At 62.9% G+C, this 22,735-nt stretch carries 17 protein-coding genes; 7 read left to right on the forward strand and 10 right to left on the reverse strand.

Annotated elements, in window-relative coordinates:
* The first annotated feature begins 257 nt into the window (after nt 1-257).
* The 6 genes from ILFOPFJJ_RS00170 to trxA all read left to right on the forward strand — a co-directional run bounded on the left by ILFOPFJJ_RS00170 (nt 258) and on the right by trxA (nt 12,208).
* On the forward strand, nt 258-2,741 hold the full coding sequence (locus ILFOPFJJ_RS00170) for a PAS domain-containing sensor histidine kinase (protein ID WP_173508575.1): 2,484 nt from the start codon (nt 258-260) through the stop codon (nt 2,739-2,741).
* Nucleotides 2,742-4,250, forward strand: a complete 1,509-nt coding sequence (tsaE, locus tag ILFOPFJJ_RS00175; RefSeq protein ID WP_173508576.1) for a tRNA (adenosine(37)-N6)-threonylcarbamoyltransferase complex ATPase subunit type 1 TsaE — start codon at nt 2,742-2,744, stop codon at nt 4,248-4,250.
* An 8-nt stretch (nt 4,251-4,258) separates the two neighbouring features.
* Nucleotides 4,259-4,990, forward strand: a complete 732-nt coding sequence (locus ILFOPFJJ_RS00180; protein ID WP_173508577.1) for a nucleotidyltransferase family protein — start codon at nt 4,259-4,261, stop codon at nt 4,988-4,990.
* A gap of 1 nt (nt 4,991) precedes the next feature.
* On the forward strand, nt 4,992-8,168 hold the full coding sequence (addB, locus tag ILFOPFJJ_RS00185) for a double-strand break repair protein AddB (RefSeq protein WP_173508578.1): 3,177 nt from the start codon (nt 4,992-4,994) through the stop codon (nt 8,166-8,168).
* Nucleotides 8,158-11,724 carry a double-strand break repair helicase AddA gene (addA, locus tag ILFOPFJJ_RS00190; protein WP_173508579.1) on the forward strand — a complete coding sequence of 1,189 codons (3,567 nt, stop codon included), beginning with the start codon at nt 8,158-8,160 and terminating at the stop codon, nt 11,722-11,724. The genes addB and addA overlap by 11 nt, the downstream gene beginning before the upstream one ends.
* 160 nt (nt 11,725-11,884) lie before the next feature.
* The gene (trxA, locus tag ILFOPFJJ_RS00195) at nt 11,885-12,208 is read left to right on the forward strand and encodes a thioredoxin (protein ID WP_153440576.1); all 324 of its coding nucleotides are present in this window, start codon (nt 11,885-11,887) and stop codon (nt 12,206-12,208) included.
* 98 nt (nt 12,209-12,306) lie between these two features.
* On the opposite strand, the gene ILFOPFJJ_RS00200 is transcribed toward trxA, so the two are convergent.
* From ILFOPFJJ_RS00200 to ILFOPFJJ_RS00220, 5 genes are all read right to left on the reverse strand, one after another.
* Nucleotides 12,307-13,650, reverse strand: a complete 1,344-nt coding sequence (locus tag ILFOPFJJ_RS00200; RefSeq protein ID WP_173508580.1) for a bifunctional folylpolyglutamate synthase/dihydrofolate synthase — start codon at nt 13,648-13,650, stop codon at nt 12,307-12,309.
* 107 nt (nt 13,651-13,757) lie between these two features.
* Nucleotides 13,758-14,672 (reverse strand): acetyl-CoA carboxylase, carboxyltransferase subunit beta, encoded by a 915-nt coding sequence (gene accD / locus ILFOPFJJ_RS00205; RefSeq protein ID WP_173508581.1) that lies wholly within the window; start codon nt 14,670-14,672, stop codon nt 13,758-13,760.
* 50 nt (nt 14,673-14,722) lie between these two features.
* On the reverse strand, nt 14,723-15,562 hold the full coding sequence (trpA, locus tag ILFOPFJJ_RS00210) for a tryptophan synthase subunit alpha (protein ID WP_173508582.1): 840 nt from the start codon (nt 15,560-15,562) through the stop codon (nt 14,723-14,725).
* Between the two features lie 5 nt (nt 15,563-15,567).
* Nucleotides 15,568-16,788 carry a tryptophan synthase subunit beta gene (gene trpB / locus ILFOPFJJ_RS00215; protein ID WP_173508583.1) on the reverse strand — a complete coding sequence of 407 codons (1,221 nt, stop codon included), beginning with the start codon at nt 16,786-16,788 and terminating at the stop codon, nt 15,568-15,570.
* Nucleotides 16,785-17,459, reverse strand: a complete 675-nt coding sequence (locus ILFOPFJJ_RS00220) for a phosphoribosylanthranilate isomerase (protein WP_173508584.1) — start codon at nt 17,457-17,459, stop codon at nt 16,785-16,787. Before ILFOPFJJ_RS00220 ends, trpB begins: the two co-directional genes overlap by 4 nt.
* Before the next feature lie 235 nt (nt 17,460-17,694).
* Here ILFOPFJJ_RS00220 and ILFOPFJJ_RS00225 point away from each other — a divergent pair, with 235 nt between their 5' ends.
* Nucleotides 17,695-17,889, forward strand: a complete 195-nt coding sequence (locus ILFOPFJJ_RS00225) for a YqaE/Pmp3 family membrane protein (protein ID WP_173508585.1) — start codon at nt 17,695-17,697, stop codon at nt 17,887-17,889.
* Between the two features lie 58 nt (nt 17,890-17,947).
* Here ILFOPFJJ_RS00225 and ILFOPFJJ_RS00230 read toward each other — a convergent pair whose 3' ends face one another.
* From ILFOPFJJ_RS00230 to ILFOPFJJ_RS00250, 5 genes are all read right to left on the reverse strand, one after another.
* Nucleotides 17,948-18,703, reverse strand: a complete 756-nt coding sequence (locus tag ILFOPFJJ_RS00230) for a M48 family metallopeptidase (RefSeq protein ID WP_173508586.1) — start codon at nt 18,701-18,703, stop codon at nt 17,948-17,950.
* An 88-nt stretch (nt 18,704-18,791) separates the two neighbouring features.
* Nucleotides 18,792-19,217, reverse strand: a complete 426-nt coding sequence (locus ILFOPFJJ_RS00235; RefSeq protein WP_173508587.1) for a DUF2852 domain-containing protein — start codon at nt 19,215-19,217, stop codon at nt 18,792-18,794.
* A gap of 166 nt (nt 19,218-19,383) precedes the next feature.
* On the reverse strand, nt 19,384-20,658 hold the full coding sequence (phaZ, locus tag ILFOPFJJ_RS00240; protein ID WP_173508588.1) for a polyhydroxyalkanoate depolymerase: 1,275 nt from the start codon (nt 20,656-20,658) through the stop codon (nt 19,384-19,386).
* Between the two features lie 213 nt (nt 20,659-20,871).
* On the reverse strand, nt 20,872-21,705 hold the full coding sequence (locus tag ILFOPFJJ_RS00245) for an amidohydrolase family protein (RefSeq protein ID WP_173508589.1): 834 nt from the start codon (nt 21,703-21,705) through the stop codon (nt 20,872-20,874).
* Nucleotides 21,702-22,724, reverse strand: coding sequence for a zinc-binding alcohol dehydrogenase family protein (locus ILFOPFJJ_RS00250; protein WP_173508590.1), 1,023 nt, complete (start codon nt 22,722-22,724; stop codon nt 21,702-21,704). The genes ILFOPFJJ_RS00245 and ILFOPFJJ_RS00250 overlap by 4 nt, the downstream gene beginning before the upstream one ends.
* Nucleotides 22,725-22,735 lie beyond the last annotated feature (11 nt).

The following is a 22,735-nucleotide window of genomic DNA, read 5'->3' on the forward strand; positions in this document are numbered from 1 at the left end:
ATCGTAGCCGATTTGAGGAATAAACAAGCAGCAATTCAAAATGCTACAGCGTCCTTTGCGCGGCTGATTTAAGACGCGCGGCGCTGTAGTGAGTACCTTCGAGCGTTGCGAATGGGGATGTCTTGTCGGACATGCGGCAAACAGACGGAGACAGACCGGGGATGCAATCGGAACTGAAGCGAACCCTTTCCAGGGGTTTCGATGCGTGGCGGCGCGAGGTCGGCGGCAATTTCCGGACAAACGGGGACGGCGGCGCCATGGAAACACAACGATCCACGCTTTTCGGCGGAGGCCCCAAGGCGCCAGCACTGGTGCGGCGGCTGCTCGCAGGCGCCGCCTTCTTCGCGGCAACCGAGGCTGCGGCCCAGGCGTCGACACCCGTCACCAAGGCCATATTCGGCTCCTCCGAAGTCGTCACGTTCTCCGTCCTGATCGGCGTCATTTCCGCCGCCATGATTTCTGCAATCTGGCTGATCCGCCAGCGCGGCAATATCGAGGCCGAGAACCGTGAGCTCAGATCGGACCTGTCCGATGCGAACCAGCGAATTTCCCGTTTCCAGGCCCTTATCGCCGACAAGAACCGGCGCATCGTGATCTGGGACGGTCTGGCCGAACGCCCGGAATTTCTCGGACAACTCCCCGTCGAGACCGGCGCTCCACAGGGCGATCGGGATTTCCTCGCCTTCGGACGCTGGCTGAGGGCGCCGTCCGCCAGCCAGCTCGAAAAGGCGATCGAGACCCTGCGCGCGCAGGCACAAAGCTTCGATCTCGTGCTCGAAACGCAGCGCAACGAGGTTCTCGAGGCTCAGGGCCGCGTTTCCGGTGGACGCGCATTCGTGCGTTTCATCGCGCTCAACAATCTCCGGGCCGAACTGGCAGAACTGAAGCTTGAACGCGATCGGCTGCACGCATCGCTGTCGACGTTCCGCACGCTGCTCGATGCGGTCGACCTGCCGGTCTGGCAGCGCACCGCGGACGGCAAGCTCGAATGGGTCAACCAAGCCTATGCCGAGGCGGTCGAGACATCGAGCGCCAGCCTGGCTGTCGCCGAAGGACGCGAGTTGCTTTCGACCGCGGCACGCGAAAAAATCCGTGCCGTTTCGACCTTTGAAACGCCTTTCACCGACAAGCTTTCGACCGTGGTCAGGGGCAATCGCACGTTCTACGATGTCGTCGACGCTCGCAGCCCGGCCGGGTCTGCCGGTATCGCCGTCGACGTCTCCGGCACCGAAGCCGTGCGCGAAGAGCTTGCACGGACCTTGAAGAGCCATGCCGAAACGCTCGATCACTTGGCCACGCCGGTAGCGATCTTCGACGGCAACCAGCGCCTGCAGTTCTACAACCAGGCGTTCCAGCGGCTCTGGAATCTCGACATGGGCTTCCTCGAGCGCAAACCGGACAACGGCGAGGTGCTCGACCGGTTGCGGACCGGCGGCAAGCTTCCCGAGCAGCTCAACTGGAAACAGTGGAAGGCGAATGCGCTGTCCGTCTATCAGGCGCTCGACACGCAATCCGACCTCTGGCACCTGCCGAACGGCCAGACGCTGCGCGTCTTCGCCACGGCACGGCCGCAGGGCGGGGCAACCTGGGTCTTCGAGAACCTGACCGAGAAGGTCGATCTCGAGACCCGTTACAACACGCTCGTCCAGGTCCAGGGCGAAACGATCGATCATCTCGCCGAAGGCGTTGCGGTGTTCGGGCCCGACGGTCGCATCCGGCTTTCAAACCCGGCCTTCCGGGCGATCTGGGGTATCAGCGAGGCGGAGGCGAAGCCCGGCACCCACATTCGCGCCGTCGAACAGGCCTGCCTGCCTTCCTACGACCAGCCGGACGGCTGGAAACGCTTTGCCCATATCATCACCAGCTTCGACGACGAGCGGCCATCGAGCCGCGGCATGCTCGAATTGCGGACCGGCTTGATCCTCGACTATGCCGTGATCCCTCTGCCGAACGCCCAGACGATGCTGACTTTCGTCAACATCACCGACAGCGTCAGGGTCGAACGGGCATTGACCGAGAAGAACGAGGCGCTGCGCAAGGCCGACGCGCTGAAGAACGACTTCGTGCACCACGTTTCCTATGAGCTGCGCTCGCCGCTCACGAACATCATCGGCTTTGCCGATCTTCTGAAGACACCGGCCTTCGGAGAGCTGAACGAGCGCCAGGCGGAATATGTCGACCATATCGCCACCTCCTCGTCGCTGCTGCTGACGATCGTCAACGACATCCTCGACCTGGCTACCGTCGATGCCGGCATCGTCGAGCTTGACATGTCGGAGGTGAACCTCGGCGATTTCCTCGATGACGTCGCGCATCAGATGGCGGACAGGCTGCTCGAAAGTGGCGTGACCCTGCGGGTGGACGCGCCCGACAATCTTGGCCGGATGATCGCGGACCAGCAGCGGTTGAAGCAGATTTTCATCAAGCTTCTCACCAACGCCTCCAATTTCGCGCCCGATGGCAGCGCGATCGATCTCAAGTGCCGGCGCGAAGGCACCGATTTCGTGTTCTCCGTCACTGATTCCGGCCCCGGCATTCCACAGGATGTCCTCAACACCGTATTCAACCGCTTCGAAAGCTACGGCCAACACGGCGGTGCCGGTCTCGGACTGTCGATCGTCGAGAGCTTCGTCAGCCTCCATCACGGCACCGTGTCGATCCGCAGCAAAGAGGGCGAAGGCACGGAGGTCACCTGCCGCATTCCGTCGTCCGAAATGCCGAAGATCATCGCGGCCGAATAGATGAAAAATCTGCAACGGTTTCTGAAGGACGAGGCAGCCACGATCGAACTGGGCGAAGACCTGGCGCTGGCGCTGAAGGCGGGAGACTGCGTGGCCTTGTCAGGCGACCTCGGCGCGGGAAAATCGACTTTCGCCCGTGCCCTGCTGCGGGCGATCGCCGACGACGATGCACTCGAGGTGCCGAGCCCCACCTTCACGCTCGTTCAAAGCTACGACCTGCGCATCCCGGTCGCCCATTTCGATCTCTATCGTCTCGCCGACGCGTCGGAACTCAACGAACTTGGCTTCGATGAGGCCCTTTCCGAGGGTATCTGCCTTGTCGAATGGCCGGAAAAGGCGGGAGAAGCGCTGCCGGCCGAACGGATCACACTTGCTTTCACGCACGAGGGCGACGGACGTCGGCTTGCCATTTCCGCGCCCGATGCTGCGTTCGAGCGTATCTCCCGCTCGCTGGTGATCCGGAGTTTCCTCTCGCAAAACGGCTACGCGACGGCCCGTCGCCGGCACTTGAGCGGCGACGCTTCGGTCAGGGCCTATGAGCGTGTCGAGGCGGCTGGTGAGCCGGCAAAGATTCTGATGGATGCGCCGCGGCATAGGCCCGGCCCCATTCTCCAGGACGGAAAATACTATCAGCAACTTGCGCACCTTGCCGAAGATGTCGTTCCGTTCGTCGCGATTTCCGAACTGCTGCGCGGACGTGGCCTCGCGGCGCCGGCAATTTATGCCCGCGACCTCGACAATGGCATCTTGCTGATCGAGGATTTGGGTTCCGAGGGTATTCTCGACGCGGAAGGAAAGCCGGTTGCCGAGCGCTATCTCGAAAGCGTGCGGCTGCTCGCCCGCCTTCACGCGGAGCCGGCGACGCGCGAAATTGCGGTAGGCGGCGGCTTGGTCCATCGCATTCCCGATTTCGACCGCACCGCGATCAAGATCGAGACGAGTCTGTTGATCGACTGGTACCTGCCATGGAAGCGCGGCGAAGCGGCCTCAGACAGCGAGCGTAAAGAGTACTTCGCCATCTGGGATCAACTCATCGACGTTCTTGAATCGGCCGAGAAGAACCTGCTGCTGCGCGATTTTCACTCGCCGAACATTCTATGGCGCCCAGATCGCAAGGGGCTCGACCGCGTCGGCGTCATCGACTTCCAGGACGCGATGATCGGTCCGACGGCCTATGACGTTGCGTCGCTGGTCCAGGACGCGCGCGTGACAATCGACCAGCACTTGGGCGCACGCCTGTTGGATGGCTATCTTGCCGAGCGCAAGGCCCTCGGCCCGTTCGACGAGGCGGCCTTTCTTCGCGACTGGCACCTGATGTCGGCGCAGCGCAACTGCAAGCTCGCCGGCATCTGGGTCCGGCTGATGCAGCGGGACGGCAAACCCGGCTACATGAAGCACATGCCGCGCACCTTCGCATATCTGAGGCATGCGCTCGGCCATGAGGTGCTGACACCCTTGCGCGATTGGTGCATTAAGGCTGGAATCCTCGTTCCCGAATCAGCGAACTGACAGAAACGATGCCCATCACCAATGCCATGGTGCTTGCCGCCGGACTTGGCACGCGCCTCCGGCCGATTACCAACACACTGCCGAAGCCCCTGGTCAAGATCGCCGGCAAGCCGATGATCGACTATGTGCTGGACATACTGGAGGCCGCCGGCGTGACCAAGGCGGCGGTGAACGTCCATCACTTCGCCGACCAGATGGAAGCGCATCTGCGTCACCGTGAGACGCCGCATATCCTGATTTCGGACGAGCGCGACGCCTTGATGAATTCGGGAGGCGGGCTCGCCAAGGGGCTGAAGCTGCTGGACGACGGACCGCTGATCGTCATGAACGCCGATCTTTTCTGGGTCGGCGAGAAGGTCGGAGAGCCGAGCAATCTTCAAAGACTGGCCGGGTTCTTCGATCGGGGAAAGATGGACATGGCGCTGCTCTGCGTGCGGCTCGAGGACACGACCGGGCACAACGGCAAGAAGGATTTTTCGCTCGCCGAGGACGGCAGGCTGACGCGCTACGAGGAAGGCATGGAAAATCCCGTCGTCTATGCCGGCGCGATCGCCATGGAGTCGCGCCTCTTCGCCGATGCGCCGAGCGATGCCTTCAACCTCAACATCTATTTCGATCGCGCGATCGCCAACGGACGCCTCTTCGGCCTGATGCTCGACGGCCACTGGATGACCGTCGGCACACCTGAAGCGATCGCTGAAGCCGAGGCGGCGGTGCGGCGCTTCCAGCCGGGAGGATAAGATGCCCGGTCACGCCTCGAACGTCTTCACGATCCCCGCCGGCCTGCCCTTCCTGAGGACGTTGGCGCAAAAGCTCTGCGACGGCGGGCTCGTGCCGGGTTTCAAGTACGATCCGGCGGATCCGCTGATGCTGGCTGGCGTGACGATTTTCGTCCCGACCCGGCGCTCGGCACGCGTGCTTCGGTCGGAGTTCGTCGACCTGCTCGGCGGTCGCTCGGCCATCCTGCCGACGATCCGCGCGCTCGGCGAGACGGACGACGATAGCGGCTTTTTCGACGCCGAGGCGCCTGCGATCCTCGATCTTGCTCCGCCACTTTCCGGCACGGCACGCCTGATCGAACTCGGCCGCCTCATTCTTGCCTGGCGCAATCAGCTGCCGCAGGCGGTTCTCGATATCCACGGCGAAAGTCCGCTGATCGCCCCCGCGAGCCCTGCCGATGCCATTTGGCTCGCGCGCAATCTCGCCGACCTGATCGACGCGGTGGAAACCGAGGAGCTCGCCTGGGAGGCTCTCGACACGCTCGACGCGGGCGAACATGCGCTCTGGTGGCAATTGACGCTCGCCTTCCTGAAGATCGCCCGCACCTATTGGCCGGAGCGACTGGACGAACTCAAGCAATCCTCGCCTTCGCGCCACCGCAATGCCGTTCTGCAGGCGGAAACACAGCGCATCGCCGCCGGCAAGGTGGCCGGGCCGATCATCATCGCTGGCTCGACCGGTTCGATCCCTGTGACTGCCGCGCTGATCGCGGCCGTCAGGATGCTGCCGAACGGCACCATCGTTCTGCCGGGTCTCGATCAGACGATGAGCGACACGGAATGGGAACTGATCGTCGGCGCTTCTTCGACCGGTATCACGAAAGATCCGGCAAGCCGCAGCCACCCGCAATATGGTTTTCATCGCCTGCTGAAGCGCATGGGCATCGCGCGTCGCGATGTGGAGACCCTGGAGCCCGCAGGCAGCGCCCTCGATTATCGCGGCACGGTTCTCTCGCGCGCCCTGCTTCCGGCAAATGCGACTGACGGTTGGACCCGCGCGCGTGAAGATTTCGACCAGGAAAAACTTCTCTCGGCCTTCGCCGACGTCGCGCTGATCGAGACGGCCAATGAGCGCGAAGAGGCGACGGCGATCGCTATCGCGCTCAGGCTCGCGCTTGCCGACGACGATGAAAGCCAGGCGGCATTGATCACCCCGGATCGCGGGCTTGCGCGCCGCGTCGGGGCGGAACTCGCCCGTTTCAGCATCGAAGCCGACGATTCCGCCGGCACGCCGCTCGCTGCCACAGCCGCCGGCGCCGTTGTCCGTTTGTTGCTGGAGGCGGCGTTGCGGCCGGGCGATCCCGTGCCACTGGTCGCTCTGCTCAAGCATCCGCTCGCCCGCTTCGGCGAGACGATCGAGGGTGTTCGGCGCGCCGCCGATGCGCTGGAACTTCTGGCGCTGCGCGGCGGTACGGTCGCTGCTGATATTTCCGCGCTTGGCCCCTTGCTCGAGCATGCGCTCGAAAGACGAAAGCATGATCGTCATCCACCCCCGTGGCAAAGCCGCCTTGATGACGAGGATATCGCCGCTGCACGCACGCTTGCCGAACGCATTGCATTAGCCGTCGAACCCCTGGCCAGCGCATCCGCGCTTCGCACCGATGGACGGCCTCGATCCAAGGTTCTCACGCTCGCCGACTGGGCGGAGCGAACCGGCCGCGCGCTGGAAGCCATTTGCATGGACGAGCGCGGCAGCCTTGGCGGTCTCTGGTCGACGGAGGCCGGCGAAGCATTGGCAACGCTTCTCAAAGGCATCATCGAAACGGAAGGCCAGATGAGCGCCGACGGGCCGCAATGGTGCGACATCGTCGAAGCGCTCGCGGCAAGCGAAGCGGTCAAGCCGCAATCGATGCGGCACCCCCGCGTCTTCATCTTCGGGGCGCTGGAATCGCGACTGCAGAGCGTGGACCTCGTGGTGCTCGGCGGCATGAACGAGGGGACATGGCCGGGACAAACATCAAACGATCCCTTCCTGTCGCGGACGATGAAATCCGGAATCGGGCTCGAACCGCCGGAGCGGCGCATCGGCCAGCTCGCGCATGATTTCCAGATGGCTTGCGGTACACGTCGGCTGATTTTTTCTCGCTCCATCCGACAGGGATCGGCACCGACGGTCGCTTCGCGGTGGCTGCAGCGGCTGCAGGCGCTCGGTGGCGAAAAGCTGACGAAACTGCTCAAATCCAACGGTGCGGCCTATCTCCACTGGGCGCGCATTCTCGATCAAGGCAAAACCCAGCCGCTCGCCACGCGACCGGAACCGAAGCCGCCCGCCGAGCTGCAGCCGCGCAAGTATTCCTTCAGCGAAGTGACGCGCCTTCGGCGCGATCCCTATGCGGTCTATGCTCGGCGGATCCTGCGGCTGCAGCCGATCGACCCTTTCAATCGCGATCCCGGGGCGGCCGAGCGCGGAACGCTCTACCATCGGATCGTCGATCGTTTCGTCAGGGGCGGCTTCGATCCGGCCGCGCCCGAAGCGGAAGCGGTGATGATTGGATTGCTTAACGAAGCCTTCGACGAGGAAGGACTTCCGCCGCATATCGACACGATCTGGCGCCCGCGTTTTGCGGCCGTGGGAAGGGCGTTCCTCAAATGGGAGCGCGATCGCCGGAAGAATATCGAGAAGTCGTTCACCGAGGTTCCCGCCTCCATGGATATCGGCCTTGCGGATATTCGGCTGACCGGTATCGCCGACCGTCTCGACCGACGTGCGGACGGCACCGTCGACATCATCGATTACAAGACCGGCTCCAGCCCCTCGCCCAGAGAAGCACGCAGCCTGCTCGACCCGCAGCTCGCACTAGAGGCGGCGGCACTCAAGGCCGGAGCCTTCGGCCCGACGGGACGCGCCGAGCTCAATGCGCTTCTCTACGTGCGGCTGAAACCCGGCAGCCGCTTCTGCGTCGACAGTGTCAACAACGAGGGCGGCAGGCAAAAGGAAACGAAATCCGCCGATCAGCTGGCGGAGAAATCGCTCACCGAATTAAAAAAACTGCTCTCAGCACTGATGACCGGCAGGCACGGCTTCGCCTCACGCCTGATCGTTCAGAAGGAGCGCGACTACGGAGGCGAATACGATCATCTGGCGCGGGTCGCCGAGTGGGCGACCGCCGAAGGCGAGGATGATGGCGATGAGGGATGACACGTTCGGGCCTTCGGAAAGAACACCCGGAGCCTGGCTCGACTGGACGACGGAGCGGCAATCGCTTGCCTCCGATCCGGCGCGCTCGGCCTGGGTCTCCGCCAATGCCGGATCGGGCAAGACACACGTCTTGACCCAACGCGTCATCCGGCTGCTGCTCGCCGGTTTCCGACCCTCTGCAATCCTCTGCCTCACCTATACGAAGGCGGCCGCTTCCGAGATGTCGAACCGCGTCTTCGAGCGCCTGGCGGAATGGGCGACGCTGGATGATGCCTCGCTTGAGAAGCGCATCGAGGTGGTCGAAGGCGCGCGCCCCTCCAGCGTGAAAATTCAGCAGGCGCGGCGTCTGTTCGCCGCGGCCCTTGAAACCCCCGGCGGCCTAAAGATCCAGACGATTCACGCATTCTGCGAAGCGCTCCTGCATCAGTTCCCGCTGGAGGCCAATGTTGCAGGGCACTTTTCCGTACTCGACGACCGCGCCGCGGCGGTCCTGCTCGCGGATGCACGGCGCGCGCTGCTGACGGCGACCACCGCTGACGACGCGGAGCTTGCCGATGCCTTCGCCACGGTTCTCGATCTCGCCGACGATACCGGCCTTGAAAGGCTGCTGGAGACGATCGTCGCCAACCGCACGCCCATTCAAGCCTTTCTCGATCGCGCCGCGAAACGGGGCGGGTTGGAAACGCATCTGCGTGCATCGCTCACGATTGCGCCGGGCGAAACGGCAGCGAGCGTGCTGGCGAAAGCCTGGCCGCTCGCTGGCCTGAACGGGGCAGCCCTCGAGCAATATCTCGACTTGGCGGCGCACAAAGGCGGCGCCAAGCCCTCCGAATTTGCGGAAGGATTGAAGGCGGTCGCAGGACTCGCCGATCCCGAAGAGCGCTATCGCAGACTGGTTGGGCTCTTCATCAACGGAGGCGGAAAACCGAAGGCCGACTCCACCTTTTTGAACGCGGCTATGCGGCGCGAGGCGCCTGACCTCGCACCTCTGGTCGAACAGGCGCGCGATCATATCGTTGCCTGCGTGGATCGCCTGAGCATCGTCAGGATGTACGAGGCGACGCGCGCCGCCCTCACCCTCGCCGAGAAGCTCAACAGCGATTACGAGGAAATCAAAAAGGCGCGCAGCCAGCTCGACTTCGAGGACCTGATCAACCGTACGGCAGCACTTCTAGCCCGTGGCGATGTTGGCGCCTGGGTTCACTACAAGCTCGATCAGGGCATCGACCATATCCTCGTCGACGAAGCCCAGGACACGAGCCCAACGCAATGGACGATCATCCAGTCGCTTGCGGCGGACTTCTTCGCCGGCGAAACGGCGAGAGCGGACGAGCGCACGATCTTCGCGGTCGGCGACGAGAAGCAATCGATCTATTCGTTCCAAGGTGCGCGGCCGGAGCGGTTTTCGCGCGAGAGCGTGGTGACGGAGCGGCGGGTGCGCGCCGGTGGAAAATACTTCAGCCCAATCCGCCTGCAGCTTTCCTTCCGATCGACTGTCGACGTCCTGTCGGCCGTCGATACGGTCTTTGCCAACGAGGCGAATGCCAAGGGGCTCAGCGCGCAACGTGAGGCGATCGTGCACGCCTCGAACCGCATCGGCCACCCCGGAGCCGTCGACATATGGGACGTGATTGCGCCCGAACCGACGCTCGCGGAAGAGGAGTGGACGGCCGCTTTCGACGCGACGCCCGAGCGCGCGCCGGCAAACATACTGGCGCGACGCATTGCGGCGGTTCTCGATGACTGGATCGGCAAGGAGACGGTGATCGAGAAGGGCGTTCGCCGACCGATGCGCCCGGGGGACGTCATCGTCCTCGTGCGCAAGCGGGATGCCTTTGTCAACGCCTTGACGCGGGCGCTGAAGCGCAGAAGCAATATCCCGGTCGCCGGCGCCGACCGCCTCGTCCTCACCAGCCACATCGCCATTCAGGACCTGATGGCGCTCGGCCGCTTCGTCCTCTTGCCGGAGGATGACCTTTCTCTCGCCGCGCTGCTGAAAAGCCCGCTCTTCAATCTCGGTGAAGAGGATATTTTCGAGCTTGCAGCGCGAAGAGTCGAAGATGAAAGTCTATGGCAACGCCTGCGGACCCTTGGCGCCGAAGAGATGAGCCCCTACCAGGAGGTCGTACGGACGCTTGCCGGATATGCCGATCTCGCCCGGCACTTGCTGCCGCATGATTTCTATGCGCGGGTGCTCAGCGTTCATGGTGGCAGGGCAGCGTTCCTCGCCCGGCTGGGCAGCGAGGTCAGCGACATTCTCGACGAATTCCTGACCTTCGCGCTGGATCACGAAAGATCCGGCTTGCCCGGGCTGCAGGCCTTCATTTCGACGCTCGAAATCGAAGCGCCGACGGTCAAGCGCGAGCAGGACAAGGAGCGCGACGAGGTGCGCGTCATGACCGTGCACGCGGCAAAAGGACTCGAAGCACCGGTCGTCTTCCTCGTCGACGGCGGCGGCAAGGCATTCAACAACCAGCATGTTCCCGATCTGCGCTTTTTCGAGAAGCCGCGGGCCGACGGCTCTGTCGTGACCGTACCGGTTTGGCGGGCGCCCGGCTCGGGATCGAATTCCCTGCTCAACGCCGACAATGCGCGCCTGAAGGCGCTCGCCGAGGAAGAATACCGTCGCCTCCTCTATGTCGGCATGACGCGCGCCGCGGACCGGCTCGTCATTTGCGGCTATCGTGGCCAAAGGGAGAATGCCGATACCTGGCATGCCATGGTCCAGGGGACGCTGGCGCAGGATATCAAAGGACGCGGGACGCCCGCGGTGTTCCGTGCGGGCGGCGAAGAATGGACGGGCCATGCGTGGCGCGAGGCGCATCCGCATGTCGACGCTGCCGTTACTGACGGCGCGCTTGCGGAGAGGGAGCACATGGCGTCGGGCCTGCCGGCCGCGCTTTCTGCTCCCTTGCCGGCGCCGCGTCGGCTGCCGCGGCCCCTCACCCCATCCGGGACGGGCATCGTCATCGACGATCCGGACAGCGAATCGATGGTCGCCTCGGCGCTTTTCACCGAAAAGGCGGCACCCAATCGCTCGCTGCTGCGCGGCGCAATCCTTCACCGCCTGCTGCAGGTTCTTCCATCGATCGATTCTGCGGAACGCCGGGCGGCCGCGGACCGCTATCTGCTTCGGTCGGTCCCACGCTGGCCCGAGCCGGAGCGTCAGGGGCTCGCCAATGCGGTGATCGATGTGCTGGAACACCCCGATCTGCAGACACTCTTTGCCGCGCACAGCCGGGCGGAAGTGTCGGTCATGGGAACGCTCGCGCTCGGCGCGCGTGAGTTCGCCGTGTCGGGCCGCATCGACCGGCTGGCCGTTTCCGTCGATACGGTCACGATTGCGGACTTCAAGACGAATCGCCAGGTGCCAACGTCCCTGACCGAGATCCCGCCCACCTACCGAACGCAGCTTGCCATCTACCGTGAACTGCTGAAGCCGCTCTATCCCGGGCGGCGGTTCCGCTGCGCGCTGATCTTCACCGAGGGACCGACGATCCAGATGCTTCCGGAGGCGATGCTGGACAGGAGCCTTGAAGAGCTCGCGACAAAGTGAGATACACGATATTGAAAATCCGGTGGCGACGCCTCACATGAGGCACAACATCTGGACACGCCGCGCCGCCCCGGTTCAAACAGAAAGGCGCGGTAACATTTTGAAGAACCGCAGGATCAGAGGTCGTGCGGTCGCCATTTCCGAAAGCAAGGAGCAGCAGATGGCCACTGTGAAAGTCGATACCTCCAATTTTCAGCAGGAAGTCCTGAACTCGGCCGAGCCGGTCGTCGTCGATTTCTGGGCGGAATGGTGCGGTCCGTGCAAGATGATCGCGCCGAGCCTTGAGGAAATCGCAACGGAGCTCGCCGGCAAGGTCAAGGTCGCCAAGCTCAACATCGACGAAAACCCCGAGCTTGCCGCTCAGTACGGCGTACGCTCGATCCCGACGCTCGCCATGTTCAAGGCCGGTGAAGTGGCGGACATCAAGGTCGGTGCCGCTCCGAAGACCGCATTGACCTCGTGGATTTCGACTGCCGCAGCCTGAGCTGCCAGGTTCCCAAGGAACCGAACTCAAAAAAGCCCGGCACGCCGGGCTTTTTTCTTATCTCGGATGGAGGGCGACAGGCCGAACGGGGCATGCCTTTATCGCGGCGGCGTGCCATTTTCGGAGAGTACGTCACCGACGAGATAAAGCGACCCGCCGATCAGGATGCGCGGCGGTACCGGATCCTCTTCGACAAGCTCTGCAATAATCCCGAGCGCTTCTGCCACCGACGAGGTCGCGGTGGTCTCGAAGCCGACGGCGCCGGCATCCTCGGCAAGCGCCACAGGGTCGAGGCCGGAATCGGAGCCGTGGATCGGTACGGTGAAGACCTGCTCCGCAAGGTCGAGGAAGGCCTTGAAATAGCCGATCGGATCCTTGGTGTTGATCATGCCGATGATCAGGAACAAAGGCCGCGGCTCGCGCTCCTCGAAACTCGCCATCGCCTCGGCAATGACCTGCCCCGCACCCGGATTGTGTCCGCCATCGACCCAGATCTCGGCACCTGGCGGGCCATGATGCGAAAGCTTGCCGCCGCCTAACCGCTGCAGGCGCCCGGGCCATTCGACGCCGGCCAAGCCCTTTTCGATGGCCGCCTCTGGAATATCAAAGCCGGCCGCCCTGACCGCGCGGATGGCCGCGGCAGCGTTGGCATACTGGTGGCGGCCGGGCAGTCGTGGCAATGGCAGGTCCGCCAGTCCGCGTTCGTCCTGGAAGACGAGCCTGCCAAACTCCTCATGCGCCATGAAATCCTGGCCGTAAACGGACATCGGGCAGCCGAGACGCTCGGCTGTGGCGACAAGGACGTCGCGCACGCCGTCTTCCTCCTGGTGGCCGATCACCACCGGGCAGCCGCGCTTCATGATCCCCGCCTTTTCGGCGGCGATCAGTTCCACACGGTCGCCGAGATAGGACTGGTGGTCGAGCGAAATGGGCATGATGACGGAGACCGCCGGTCGGGCGATGACATTCGTCGCGTCGAACCGGCCACCAAGCCCGACCTCGATGATCGCGACGTCGGCGGGATGCTCGGCAAAGAGCAGGAAGGTGACCGCGGTAAGGATTTCGAAGACGGTGATGTGCTGACCGGCATTGGCCTCAGCCACCCGCCGCACCGCGTCGGCAAGCACCCGATCGCCGACAAGCGCACCCTTGCCGCCCTTGACGCCCAATCGATAGCGCTCGTGCCAGTTTACGAGATGCGGCGACGTGTGGACATGGACGCTCAGGCCCGCAGCCTCGAGGATCGCCCGCGAAAAGGCCGTGACCGACCCTTTTCCGTTGGTCCCTGCAACATGGATGACGGGCGGCAGCCGCTCATGCGGATTGCCAAGTGCGGCCAAAAGCCGGGTAATCCTGTCGAGCGACAGGTCGAACCCTTTTGGATGCAAGGCGAGAAGCTTCTCGATCTCCTGCGCCGCTTCGCTGACCTGCGTCGCCGTCATGTCAATCGCCTCGAAAAATCATCTGCCGGCACGCGATACCGACACAGTGTAAAGCGGTTTCCGCATGCATGCCGCACCAAGTCAACCGAACCGAGCGGACGCGACGTCTAGGCGCGCGCCGCGACCGGCAAGGCGGATGCTTGCGGCCCAACCTCGCGCTTGGCGGCTTCAACCGGCTTCTTCATCAGAATCTTGAGGACGCGTGCAATGGTCGTCGGGATGTCATGCCGCTTGACCACCATGTCGACCATTCCATGCTCCAGAAGATATTCGGACGTCTGGAAGCCTTCCGGCAGCTTCTCGCGCAAGGTCTGCTCGATCACCCGCTTTCCGGCGAAACCGATCTCCGCGCCGGGCTCGGCGATGTGAATGTCGCCAAGCATTGCGTAGGAAGCTGTCACGCCGCCCGTCGTCGGGTTGGTCAAGACGACGATGTAGGGAAGTCCTGCTTCCTTGAGCATGTTCACTGCCACGGTCGTCCGCGGAAGCTGCATCAGCGACAGGATGCCTTCCTGCATGCGGGCGCCACCGGAGGCGGGAAAGATCACCAGCGGGCATTTTTCGGCGATCGCCCTTTCGAAGGCCTTCACGATCGCCTCGCCTGCCGCCATGCCGAGCGAGCCGCCGATGAAGTTGAACTCGTGCACGACGGCAACGAGTTTGACGCCCTGCACGAGGCCAAGACCGGCAACGATCGTATCCTCAAGCTCGGTTTTCGCACGGCTGTCACGCAGGCGATCGATGTATTTCTTCGAATCGCGGAACTTGAGCGGGTCCTGCGCCACCTTCGGCTGCGGCAGCGTTTCGTAGATCCCGCCGTCGAAAAGATCCTTCAACCGGGCTTTCGCCGGCATCTTCATGTGGAAGCCGGACTGCGGAATGACCCACTTGTTCTCTTCGAGATCGCGATGGAACACCATCTCGCCGGTTTCAGGGCACTTGATCCAGAGATTTTCCGGAACTTCCCTGCGACCCAGCATCGAATTGATCTTCGGCCGAACGTAGTTTGTGATCCAGTTCACTTATAAACTCCTGAAGAATTCCTTCGGGTTGTGCGCGTTAATCTGGGCAATTATTCGGCTGCGGCGAGCCTTGCCGCCCGCACACCGGCCGAGAGGCCCATTACCAACGCTTCAACACCCGGAACCGTCGCATCGGTCGCCCGTCCCTCTTCCGTGAGGCTGGAGGCGATCTGATTGACGATGGCTGTGCCGACGACAACACCATCCGCCGATGCGCCGATCGCCCGCGCCTGTTCTGCCGTCTTGACGCCGAAGCCGACGCAAACGGGCAGTTGCGTGTGCGCCTTGATCCGCTCAACGGCGCCTGCAATCAGCGACGGATCCGGCAGGGCCGAACCGGTGATGCCGGTCATCGAAACGTAGTATACGAAGCCGGACGTGTTTTCGAGCACCTTGGGCAGGCGGCGGTCATCGGTGGTCGGCGTCGCCAGGCGAATGAAATTGATGCCCTTGTCCAGCGCGGGGATGCAGAGCTCGTCATCCATCTCCGGCGGCAGGTCGACGACGATCAGACCGTCGATACCGGCAGCGAGCGCGTCCGTCAGGAAACGATCGACGCCATAGATGTAGATCGGATTGTAGTAGCCCATCAGCACGATCGGTGTCTGCTGGTCGTCGCGGCGGAAGAGGCGCGCAAGCTCAAGGGTCTTGGCGAGGGTTTGGCCGGCCTTCAACGAACGTTGCCCGGCCAGCTGGATCGCCGGTCCGTCGGCCATGGGATCGGAAAAGGGCATGCCGAGCTCGATCACGTCTGCGCCGGCCTTGGGCAGCGCCTTCATGATCGCGAGCGAGGTATCGAAATCCGGATCGCCGCCCATGAAATAGGTGACGAGGGCTGGTCGACCCTCCGCCGTCACGTCGGCAAACCGTTTCTCCATGCGTGCGGTCATGATCGTTATTGCCCCATACCCAGAATTTTGCCGACCGTGAAAATGTCCTTGTCGCCGCGACCGGAGAGATTCATCAGGATGATCTCGTCCTTGCCCATCTTCGGCGCCCGCTTGATGACCTCGGCCAGCGCATGCGATGGTTCGAGCGCCGGAATGATGCCTTCGAGCCGCGTCAGCGTCTGGAAGGCTTCGAGCGCCTCATGATCCATGATCGGGACATATTCGACGCGGCCGATATCGTTCAGCCAGGCATGTTCCGGCCCGATGCCAGGATAGTCGAGACCGGCCGAGATCGAATGCCCTTCCTTGATCTGGCCGTCGCCGTCCTGAAGCAGATAGGTGCGGTTGCCGTGCAGGACTCCCGGCGAGCCGGCCGTGATCGAGGCGCAATGCTCGTCGCCTTCAAGCCCCTTGCCGCCGGCTTCGACGCCGACGATCTTGACGCCCTCGTCATCCAGGAACGGATGGAAGATGCCGATCGCATTGGAGCCACCGCCGACCGCCGCGATGACGAGATCGGGAAGCCGGCCTTCGGCTGCGAGAATCTGCTCCTTTGCCTCCTGGCCGATGACGGACTGGAAGTCGCGGACCATTTCCGGATAGGGATGCGGACCGGCGGCGGTGCCGATCAGATAATAGGTGCTGTCGACATTCGTGACCCAGTCGCGCAGCGCCTCGTTCATCGCATCCTTGAGCGTGCCGTGGCCGGCCGTTACCGGTTTCACCTCGGCACCGAGAAGCTTCATGCGAAACACATTCGGCGCCTGCCGTTCGACGTCGGTCGCGCCCATGTAGACAACGCACGGCAGGCCGAAGCGGGCGGCGACAGTCGCGGAGGCGACGCCATGCTGACCCGCGCCGGTCTCGGCGATGATCCGCGTCTTGCCCATGCGCTTGGCGAGCAGGATCTGGCCGATGCAATTGTTGATCTTGTGGGAGCCCGTGTGGTTCAGCTCCTCGCGCTTGAAATATATCTTCGCGCCGCCGAGTTCGGCCGTCAGGCGCTCCGCGAAATAAAGCGGGCTCGGCCGTCCGATGTAGTGCGCCCCAAGCTTTTCAAGCTCGGCCTTGAAGGCCGGATCCGTCTTTGCCTTGTTCCATTCATCCTGAAGGTCGAGGATCAGCGGCATCAGCGTTTCGGCGACGAAACGGCCACCAAAGATACCGAAGCGGCCTTCCTCGTCGGGTCCGGCTCTGAAGGAGTTCAGTTTAGGCGCCTCGTTCACGTCTTGCTCCCTGCTCGCGTCCGCTCGCCGTCTGCCCGGCGAACGGCATCGAAAAATGCTTCCATGAGCTTCAAATCCTTGACGCCCGGCGCGCTCTCGACGCCGGAGGAAATGTCGACCGCCCGCGCGCCGGTCAGCGCCAGAGCTTCGCCGATGTTGTTTGCATTCAATCCACCGGAAAGCATGTAATCGACGCCGCCGTCAAGCGCGTCGAGCAGCCGCCAGTCGAACGAAACGCCGTTGCCGCCCGGCAGGTCGGAACCCGCCGGCGGCTTGGCGTCGAAAAGAAAGCGATCCGCAATGCCGAGATAGGGTTCGATCCGGTCGAGGTCGGATGCCTCGCGTATCGACAAGACCTTCATGACGGGAAGGCCATAAACCGCCTTGATGGAAAGCACCCTGTCGGGACTTTCGGAACCGTGAAGCTGCAGGATGTCGGGCTTGAGGGCGGAAACTATCTCGTCGAGTTCATCATTGTCCGCGTCGACCGTCACCGCCACGGTCTTTGCGCGGCCGCGAATGCGCTCGGCGATACGGCCGGCATCGTCCGGTTCGATATTGCGCGGGCTCTTGGGAAAGAAGATGAAGCCTGTATGCGATGCGCCAAGCGCCACCGCGCGCTCCGCAGCCTCCGCGGTCCTCAGCCCGCAAATCTTCACGTCAGTTTTCATGGGAAGCGACCTTGCACGAAATGTCGCCCGAGTCGAGCCAAAACGTTGCGTCGCCTACAGCGCCGCGCGCCAAAATATGACGGGCAATAGACGCTGCAGCATCTTAAACTCGCTGCATAATTTTGGCCCTAAGTCGATTCCGATTTAAGAAATTATGCAGCAAGCACGACCGGCGCAACGTTGCGGCACGGCCAGCTTCTCACCATATGCATTCTACCACAACGGAGAAGGAATTATGCGTCTGCTGATCGCCCTCATTCTGCCCTGGCTGCAGTTTTTCACGATCGGTCGGCCCTTTGCGGGCATCATCTGCCTCATTCTGCAGATCACACTGATCGGTTGGATTCCGGCGGCGATCTGGTCGGTCTACGCGCTCAGCCAGTACAAGACGGACCAAAAGATCAAGGCGGCGCTCAACGGCCGCGCCTGACCCATTGAAACCACGCAATCCGGACGGAAACCCGTGTCCCGGTTGCCCGGGGAACTGCTTAGCCGAAGTCTATCGCATGCAGCATGGTGCCGTTGCGCTTCAGCCAGTGCTTGGCGTCGCGGGTGTCGGGACACAATTTCTCGCAGAGCGCCCAGAAACCCGGTCCGTGGTTCATCTCCTGGAGGTGAGCAACCTCGTGCGCCGCGAGATAGGCGATAACCTTCGGCGGCGCCATCGCGATCCGCCAGGAGAAGCTCAAGTCACCTTCTGCGGAACAGGAACCCCAACGGCTGCGCGTGTCCTTGAGATTCAATGACCGCGCCCGGCGCCCGAGCCTACCGGTATAGACGGCAACGAGACGTTCGAGATCGTTGCGCGCCTCCTTCTTCAGAAAGTCGGCAATCCGCCGACCCAAATGTTCTTCCCCGCCGCTCACCCGCAAAACGCTCTCGTCGCCAAGCGTCAGGGCCTCCGTCAGACCGCGGATCCTGCCGGTCCTCTCGATGCGGTGGGCGACGCCGCGGATCAGGATGGAGCCCCCATCCTCGAGTTCGCTTTCACCGGAAAACCGCGCAAGCTTGGTCATCAGCCAGCCCTGATGGCGGTTCAGGAAGGCGTGGACTTCGCGCTCGGGCAGGCCCTCCGGGACGGTGAGCTTCAATGCCCGGCCGCCTGGCTCGATGCGAAGAGTCATCCGTGTAGCACGGGCATTCTGGCGGATGGTCAGCGGCAGAAGCTTGCCGGCGACCTCGATGTCGCGCGTGACATCTGCGGGAGATCCATCGTGGCGGCGCCGCTTGAGAGAAGGAAACATGGCGCCTTTCTATCCGATTCGCGGATCATTCGCAGCAGCGGTTGGTTATCCGGCGTTTCATGTGAAACGCCGGATAAGTGCTTTCGGCTCAGCTTGTCTCGGAACCGGCGGACGGAGCGGGGCCGCCGTTCTTGCGCTCGCGCATGAAGCGGTCGAACTCGTCCTGGTCCTTGGCGCGGCGAAGTTCGCGCACATAGGCGTCGAATTCCTCGCGCATTTCGTCGAGCTTGCGGCGTTCCTCATCGAGGCGGGCAAGTTCCGCTTCACGCCAATCGTCGAAAGCGACGTTGCCGGTGCGATGATGCGCCCAGTGCTGACGGCGGTTGCGCCGGAAGCCGGCGCACATGCGATCCACGCTGCCGTTGGCGTTCTTCTTGAACGCCCTCAGCTTTTCGCCGAAGAGGATATACGCGAGCATTGCCAGGCCAAGCGGCCAGAACACAACGAAGCCGAGCACCATCAACGCAATGGTCGCGGGCGTCCAGTCCGGACGGATCAATGCAGATTGGTTCATCTTCACGATTCCTCGCAGTCAGCGGGCCGCCCATCGCGACCCGATGAAAACGATGTGGGAAAGGCCTACCGTCGCTGCAAGACTTTCGGTGTCGGAATCGGACAAGATCTTGACTCTACACCGGCAAAAACGACCTCGCACGGCCGAAAAGCGGAATCGTCTCCCGTCAGGCCGACTTGCCGCCCTTGATGAGCTGCTTGACCGGCGGCGCGCGACGCGAGTGCTCCCGCTGGAAAGCGACGATGCGCGGCGCGATCTCGCGGCGGAAGCGCGATCCGTTGAAGACGCCGTAATGTCCGACATCCGGCTGCATGTAATGCAGGCGCATATGCTCCGGGATGTTGGTGCAGATCGTCTGCGCGGCCTTCGTCTGGCCGACGCCGGAAATGTCGTCGTTTTCGCCCTCCACCGTCAGAAGCGCCACCTTGCGGATGGCCGACGGGTCGACGCGCCGTCCGCGGTGCATCATCTCGCCCTTCGGCAAGGCATGCTGCATGAAGACGACCTGCACGGTCTGGAGGTAAAACTCCGCCGTCAGATCCATGACCGCCAGATACTCGTCGTAGAAATCGCGGTGCTTGTCGGCGGCATCACCGTCGTTCTTGACGAGATGCGCGAAGAATTCCTTGTGGGCGATCAGGTGCCGATCGAGATTCATCGACATGAAGCCGGAGAGCTGCAGGAAGCCCGGATAGACCATGCGCATGAAGCCCGGCTGCGGCCACGGAACGGGCATGATGACATTGTCGCGGAACCATTCGATGGAGCGCTCTTCCGCCAGTTGATTGACCGCCGTCGGATTGATGCGGGTGTCGATCGGGCCGCCCATCAGCGTCATCGACGCTGGCGCAAGGGGGTCTTCCGCCGCTTCCATCAGCGAAACCGCGGCCAGGACCGGCACCGCCGGTTGACAGACGCCGATCACATGGGTGTCGGGTCCAAGGTAGTGCAGCATCTGGGTGACGTAGTCGATATAGTCGTCGAGATCGAACGTGCCTTCGGCTAAGGGCACCATCCGGGCATCGATCCAGTCGGTGATGTAGACATCTGCATGCGGCAGCAGCGCTTCGACCGTCCCGCGCAGCAGCGTGGCGTAATGCCCGGACATCGGCGCGACGATCAGAACCTTGTGGTCCGGCGTTCTTCCCTTCGGAAGGGAGCGCTCGAAGTGGATGAGATTGCAGAAAGGCGCGCGCCAGACGATCTTCTCGTGAACCGCCACAGGTTGCCCGTCGACGATCGTTTCCGGAAGGCCGAATTCCGGTTTGCCGTAGCGCCGCGTGGCGCGCTCGAAAACCTCCAGCCCCGCAGCCGCAGCACGACCGAAATAGGTGTGCGAGACGGGATTCATCGGATTGTTGAAGGCGAGGCGCAGCGCATCCGCGGCCGTACGCCACGGGGCCATCATGGCATGGTTCAATTCGTAAAGCTGGTAGAACATGGGACGCGTACCCCTTGTTTCAATCAATGACAACGCCGCTCCCAGTCGGACGCAAGCTTGCGATTGTTTGTCTTGGTGTCCGCAATCGCCGCCAGACTACCACGTTTCTTGTGCAGTGCAACAAATATGCCCTTCTCGCTCCGGAACAAGGTGCTGCAAGAAATGTTACCGGATTCGCGACAGTGCGCCGGAAAGCCCGGCAAAGGCAAGTCCTTAGCCGGAAATTCCATAAAAGCGGGCCGCTGTGTGGGAAAAGACACTCTCCTTCTCTGACGACGTGAGATGCGCCGTCAGTTCCTGCGCCGCAGCAAACCATGCACCATAATCCGCGTCGAGCAGCACCACCGGCCAGTCGCTTCCGAACATCACGCGATCCGGCCCAAAGACATCGAGGAGATGCGCTGCATAGGGCTTAAGTCTTTCGACCGACCAGCCGGCTCCAGCCTCCGTCACTAGCCCCGAGAGCTTGACGTGGACATTCGGGCGACGCGCGAGCGCTGCCATATCGGACCGCCAGGGCTCCAGCTCTCCCGCGGCGATAAAGGGCTTGGCGCCGTGGTCGACGACGATCGCAAGCTCGGGCACCTCATCGGCAAGGGTCGCGATGACAGGCAAATGCCGCGGCTGGATCAAGGCGTCGAACCTGAGGTCCAATTGCGGTAACGCCTGCAGCGTGACAATCGCCCGCGGCTGCAGGATCCAGGCAGTCTCCACGATGCCTTGCAGCATCGGTCGGATGCCCTTGAACTTCCGGTGGGCCGTAAGACGGCTGATCTCCGAAATGGCATCGTTGGCCAGAATATTGACCCAACCGACCACGGCGGCGACCGTATCCTCCCGTTCTGCAAGCGCAAGCAGGAACTCGGTTTCCTCGACGTTCGGCGCGGCCTGAACGAGGACGGTTCGCGAAATTCCTGACGCCGCGAGGTGAGGCTTGAGGTCGCCAGGTCCGAAATCACGGTAAATCGGCGCCAGATCGGGCACCGGCCAGTCGTTATGGCCAAGGCCGAGCGTCCAGTAGTGCTGGTGAGCATCGATGAAGGTCATGCAGCACCCACGTTTATCACCGCCTTGACCAGACCGGACTTGTCATGCGCCCAGCGCGGCAGATCGTGCACCGCCTGATCGAGTGTCGTGCGATGGGTGATCAGCGCATCGATCGGGACCAAGCCATCGCGAAGCGACGCAATGACATGATCGAAATCCACACGCGTGGCGTTGCGGCTGGCGACCAAGGTCATCTCGCGTTTGTGAAATTCCGGGTCTGAGAAACGGATATCGTCCTTGACCACACTGACGAAGACGAGCGTTCCGCCATGGGCGACGTGGGCAAACGACCGTTCCATCGACGTTCCGTTGCCTGTCGCGTCGAAAACGACATCGAAGCCATCGCCATCCGTCGCCTGCGCGACCGCACGTTCAACGTCATTGTCGGCAACGATGCGATGCGCGAAGCCAAGCCCGTCGGCGGCGAAGTCCAGTCGTTCGGCACTCGTATCGAGAAGGGTGACGCTGTGTCCGGCGATCCGGGAAAAGATCGCGGTTCCGAGGCCGATCGGACCGGCGCCGATGACGAGCGAACGGGCACCGGGCGCGGCGTTCGACCGGCGCACCGCATGGGCTCCGATCGCCAGGAATTCGACCGCAGCGGCAGCTTCGGGCGATAGATCCTGAGCCGGATAGAGATTTTGTTCCGGCATCATGATCTCCTCGCAGAAGGCGCCATCGGTGTGAACGCCGAGAACACGGATCGCCGTGCAGCAATTCGGCTTTCCGCTTCGGCAGGCCACACAGGTTCCGCAGGAGAGATAGGGATTGACCACCACCAGCGTCCCGGGCGCGAGGGACGTCTCGGGGCCGGCTTCGATCACCTTCGCCGAAATCTCGTGCCCCATCACGCGAGGATATTGCAGGAAGGGGTGCTTGCCTTCGAAGATGTGATAGTCGGTACCGCAGATCCCGACATGGCTGACGGCGAGGCGGGCCCAGCCGACGGCGGGTGCCCCCGGTCGGTTCCGGTCGACGATCTCGAGGCGCCCGGGTTCCGGGCAGAGAATGGCTTTCATGCGTGAACCCC

The sequence above is a fragment of the Sinorhizobium psoraleae genome (assembly GCF_013283645.1).
GTDB classification, from domain to species: domain Bacteria; phylum Pseudomonadota; class Alphaproteobacteria; order Rhizobiales; family Rhizobiaceae; genus Sinorhizobium; species Sinorhizobium psoraleae.

Bases quoted from the DNA above. Each gene is read 5' to 3' on its own strand.
- ILFOPFJJ_RS00170 (WP_173508575.1), top strand. From the start codon at position 258: ATGGAAACACAACGATCCACGCTTTTCGGCGGAGGCCCCAAGGCGCCA.
- tsaE (WP_173508576.1), top strand. From the start codon at position 2,742: ATGAAAAATCTGCAACGGTTTCTGAAGGACGAGGCAGCCACGATCGAA.
- ILFOPFJJ_RS00180 (WP_173508577.1), top strand. From the start codon at position 4,259: ATGCCCATCACCAATGCCATGGTGCTTGCCGCCGGACTTGGCACGCGC.
- addB (WP_173508578.1), top strand. From the start codon at position 4,992: ATGCCCGGTCACGCCTCGAACGTCTTCACGATCCCCGCCGGCCTGCCC.
- addA (WP_173508579.1), top strand. From the start codon at position 8,158: ATGAGGGATGACACGTTCGGGCCTTCGGAAAGAACACCCGGAGCCTGG.
- trxA (WP_153440576.1), top strand. From the start codon at position 11,885: ATGGCCACTGTGAAAGTCGATACCTCCAATTTTCAGCAGGAAGTCCTG.
- ILFOPFJJ_RS00200 (WP_173508580.1), bottom strand. From the start codon at position 13,650: ATGACGGCGACGCAGGTCAGCGAAGCGGCGCAGGAGATCGAGAAGCTT.
- trpA (WP_173508582.1), bottom strand. From the start codon at position 15,562: ATGACCGCACGCATGGAGAAACGGTTTGCCGACGTGACGGCGGAGGGT.
- ILFOPFJJ_RS00220 (WP_173508584.1), bottom strand. From the start codon at position 17,459: ATGAAAACTGACGTGAAGATTTGCGGGCTGAGGACCGCGGAGGCTGCG.
- ILFOPFJJ_RS00225 (WP_173508585.1), top strand. From the start codon at position 17,695: ATGCGTCTGCTGATCGCCCTCATTCTGCCCTGGCTGCAGTTTTTCACG.
- ILFOPFJJ_RS00230 (WP_173508586.1), bottom strand. From the start codon at position 18,703: ATGTTTCCTTCTCTCAAGCGGCGCCGCCACGATGGATCTCCCGCAGAT.
- ILFOPFJJ_RS00235 (WP_173508587.1), bottom strand. From the start codon at position 19,217: ATGAACCAATCTGCATTGATCCGTCCGGACTGGACGCCCGCGACCATT.
- phaZ (WP_173508588.1), bottom strand. From the start codon at position 20,658: ATGTTCTACCAGCTTTACGAATTGAACCATGCCATGATGGCCCCGTGG.
- ILFOPFJJ_RS00245 (WP_173508589.1), bottom strand. From the start codon at position 21,705: ATGACCTTCATCGATGCTCACCAGCACTACTGGACGCTCGGCCTTGGC.
- ILFOPFJJ_RS00250 (WP_173508590.1), bottom strand. From the start codon at position 22,724: ATGAAAGCCATTCTCTGCCCGGAACCCGGGCGCCTCGAGATCGTCGAC.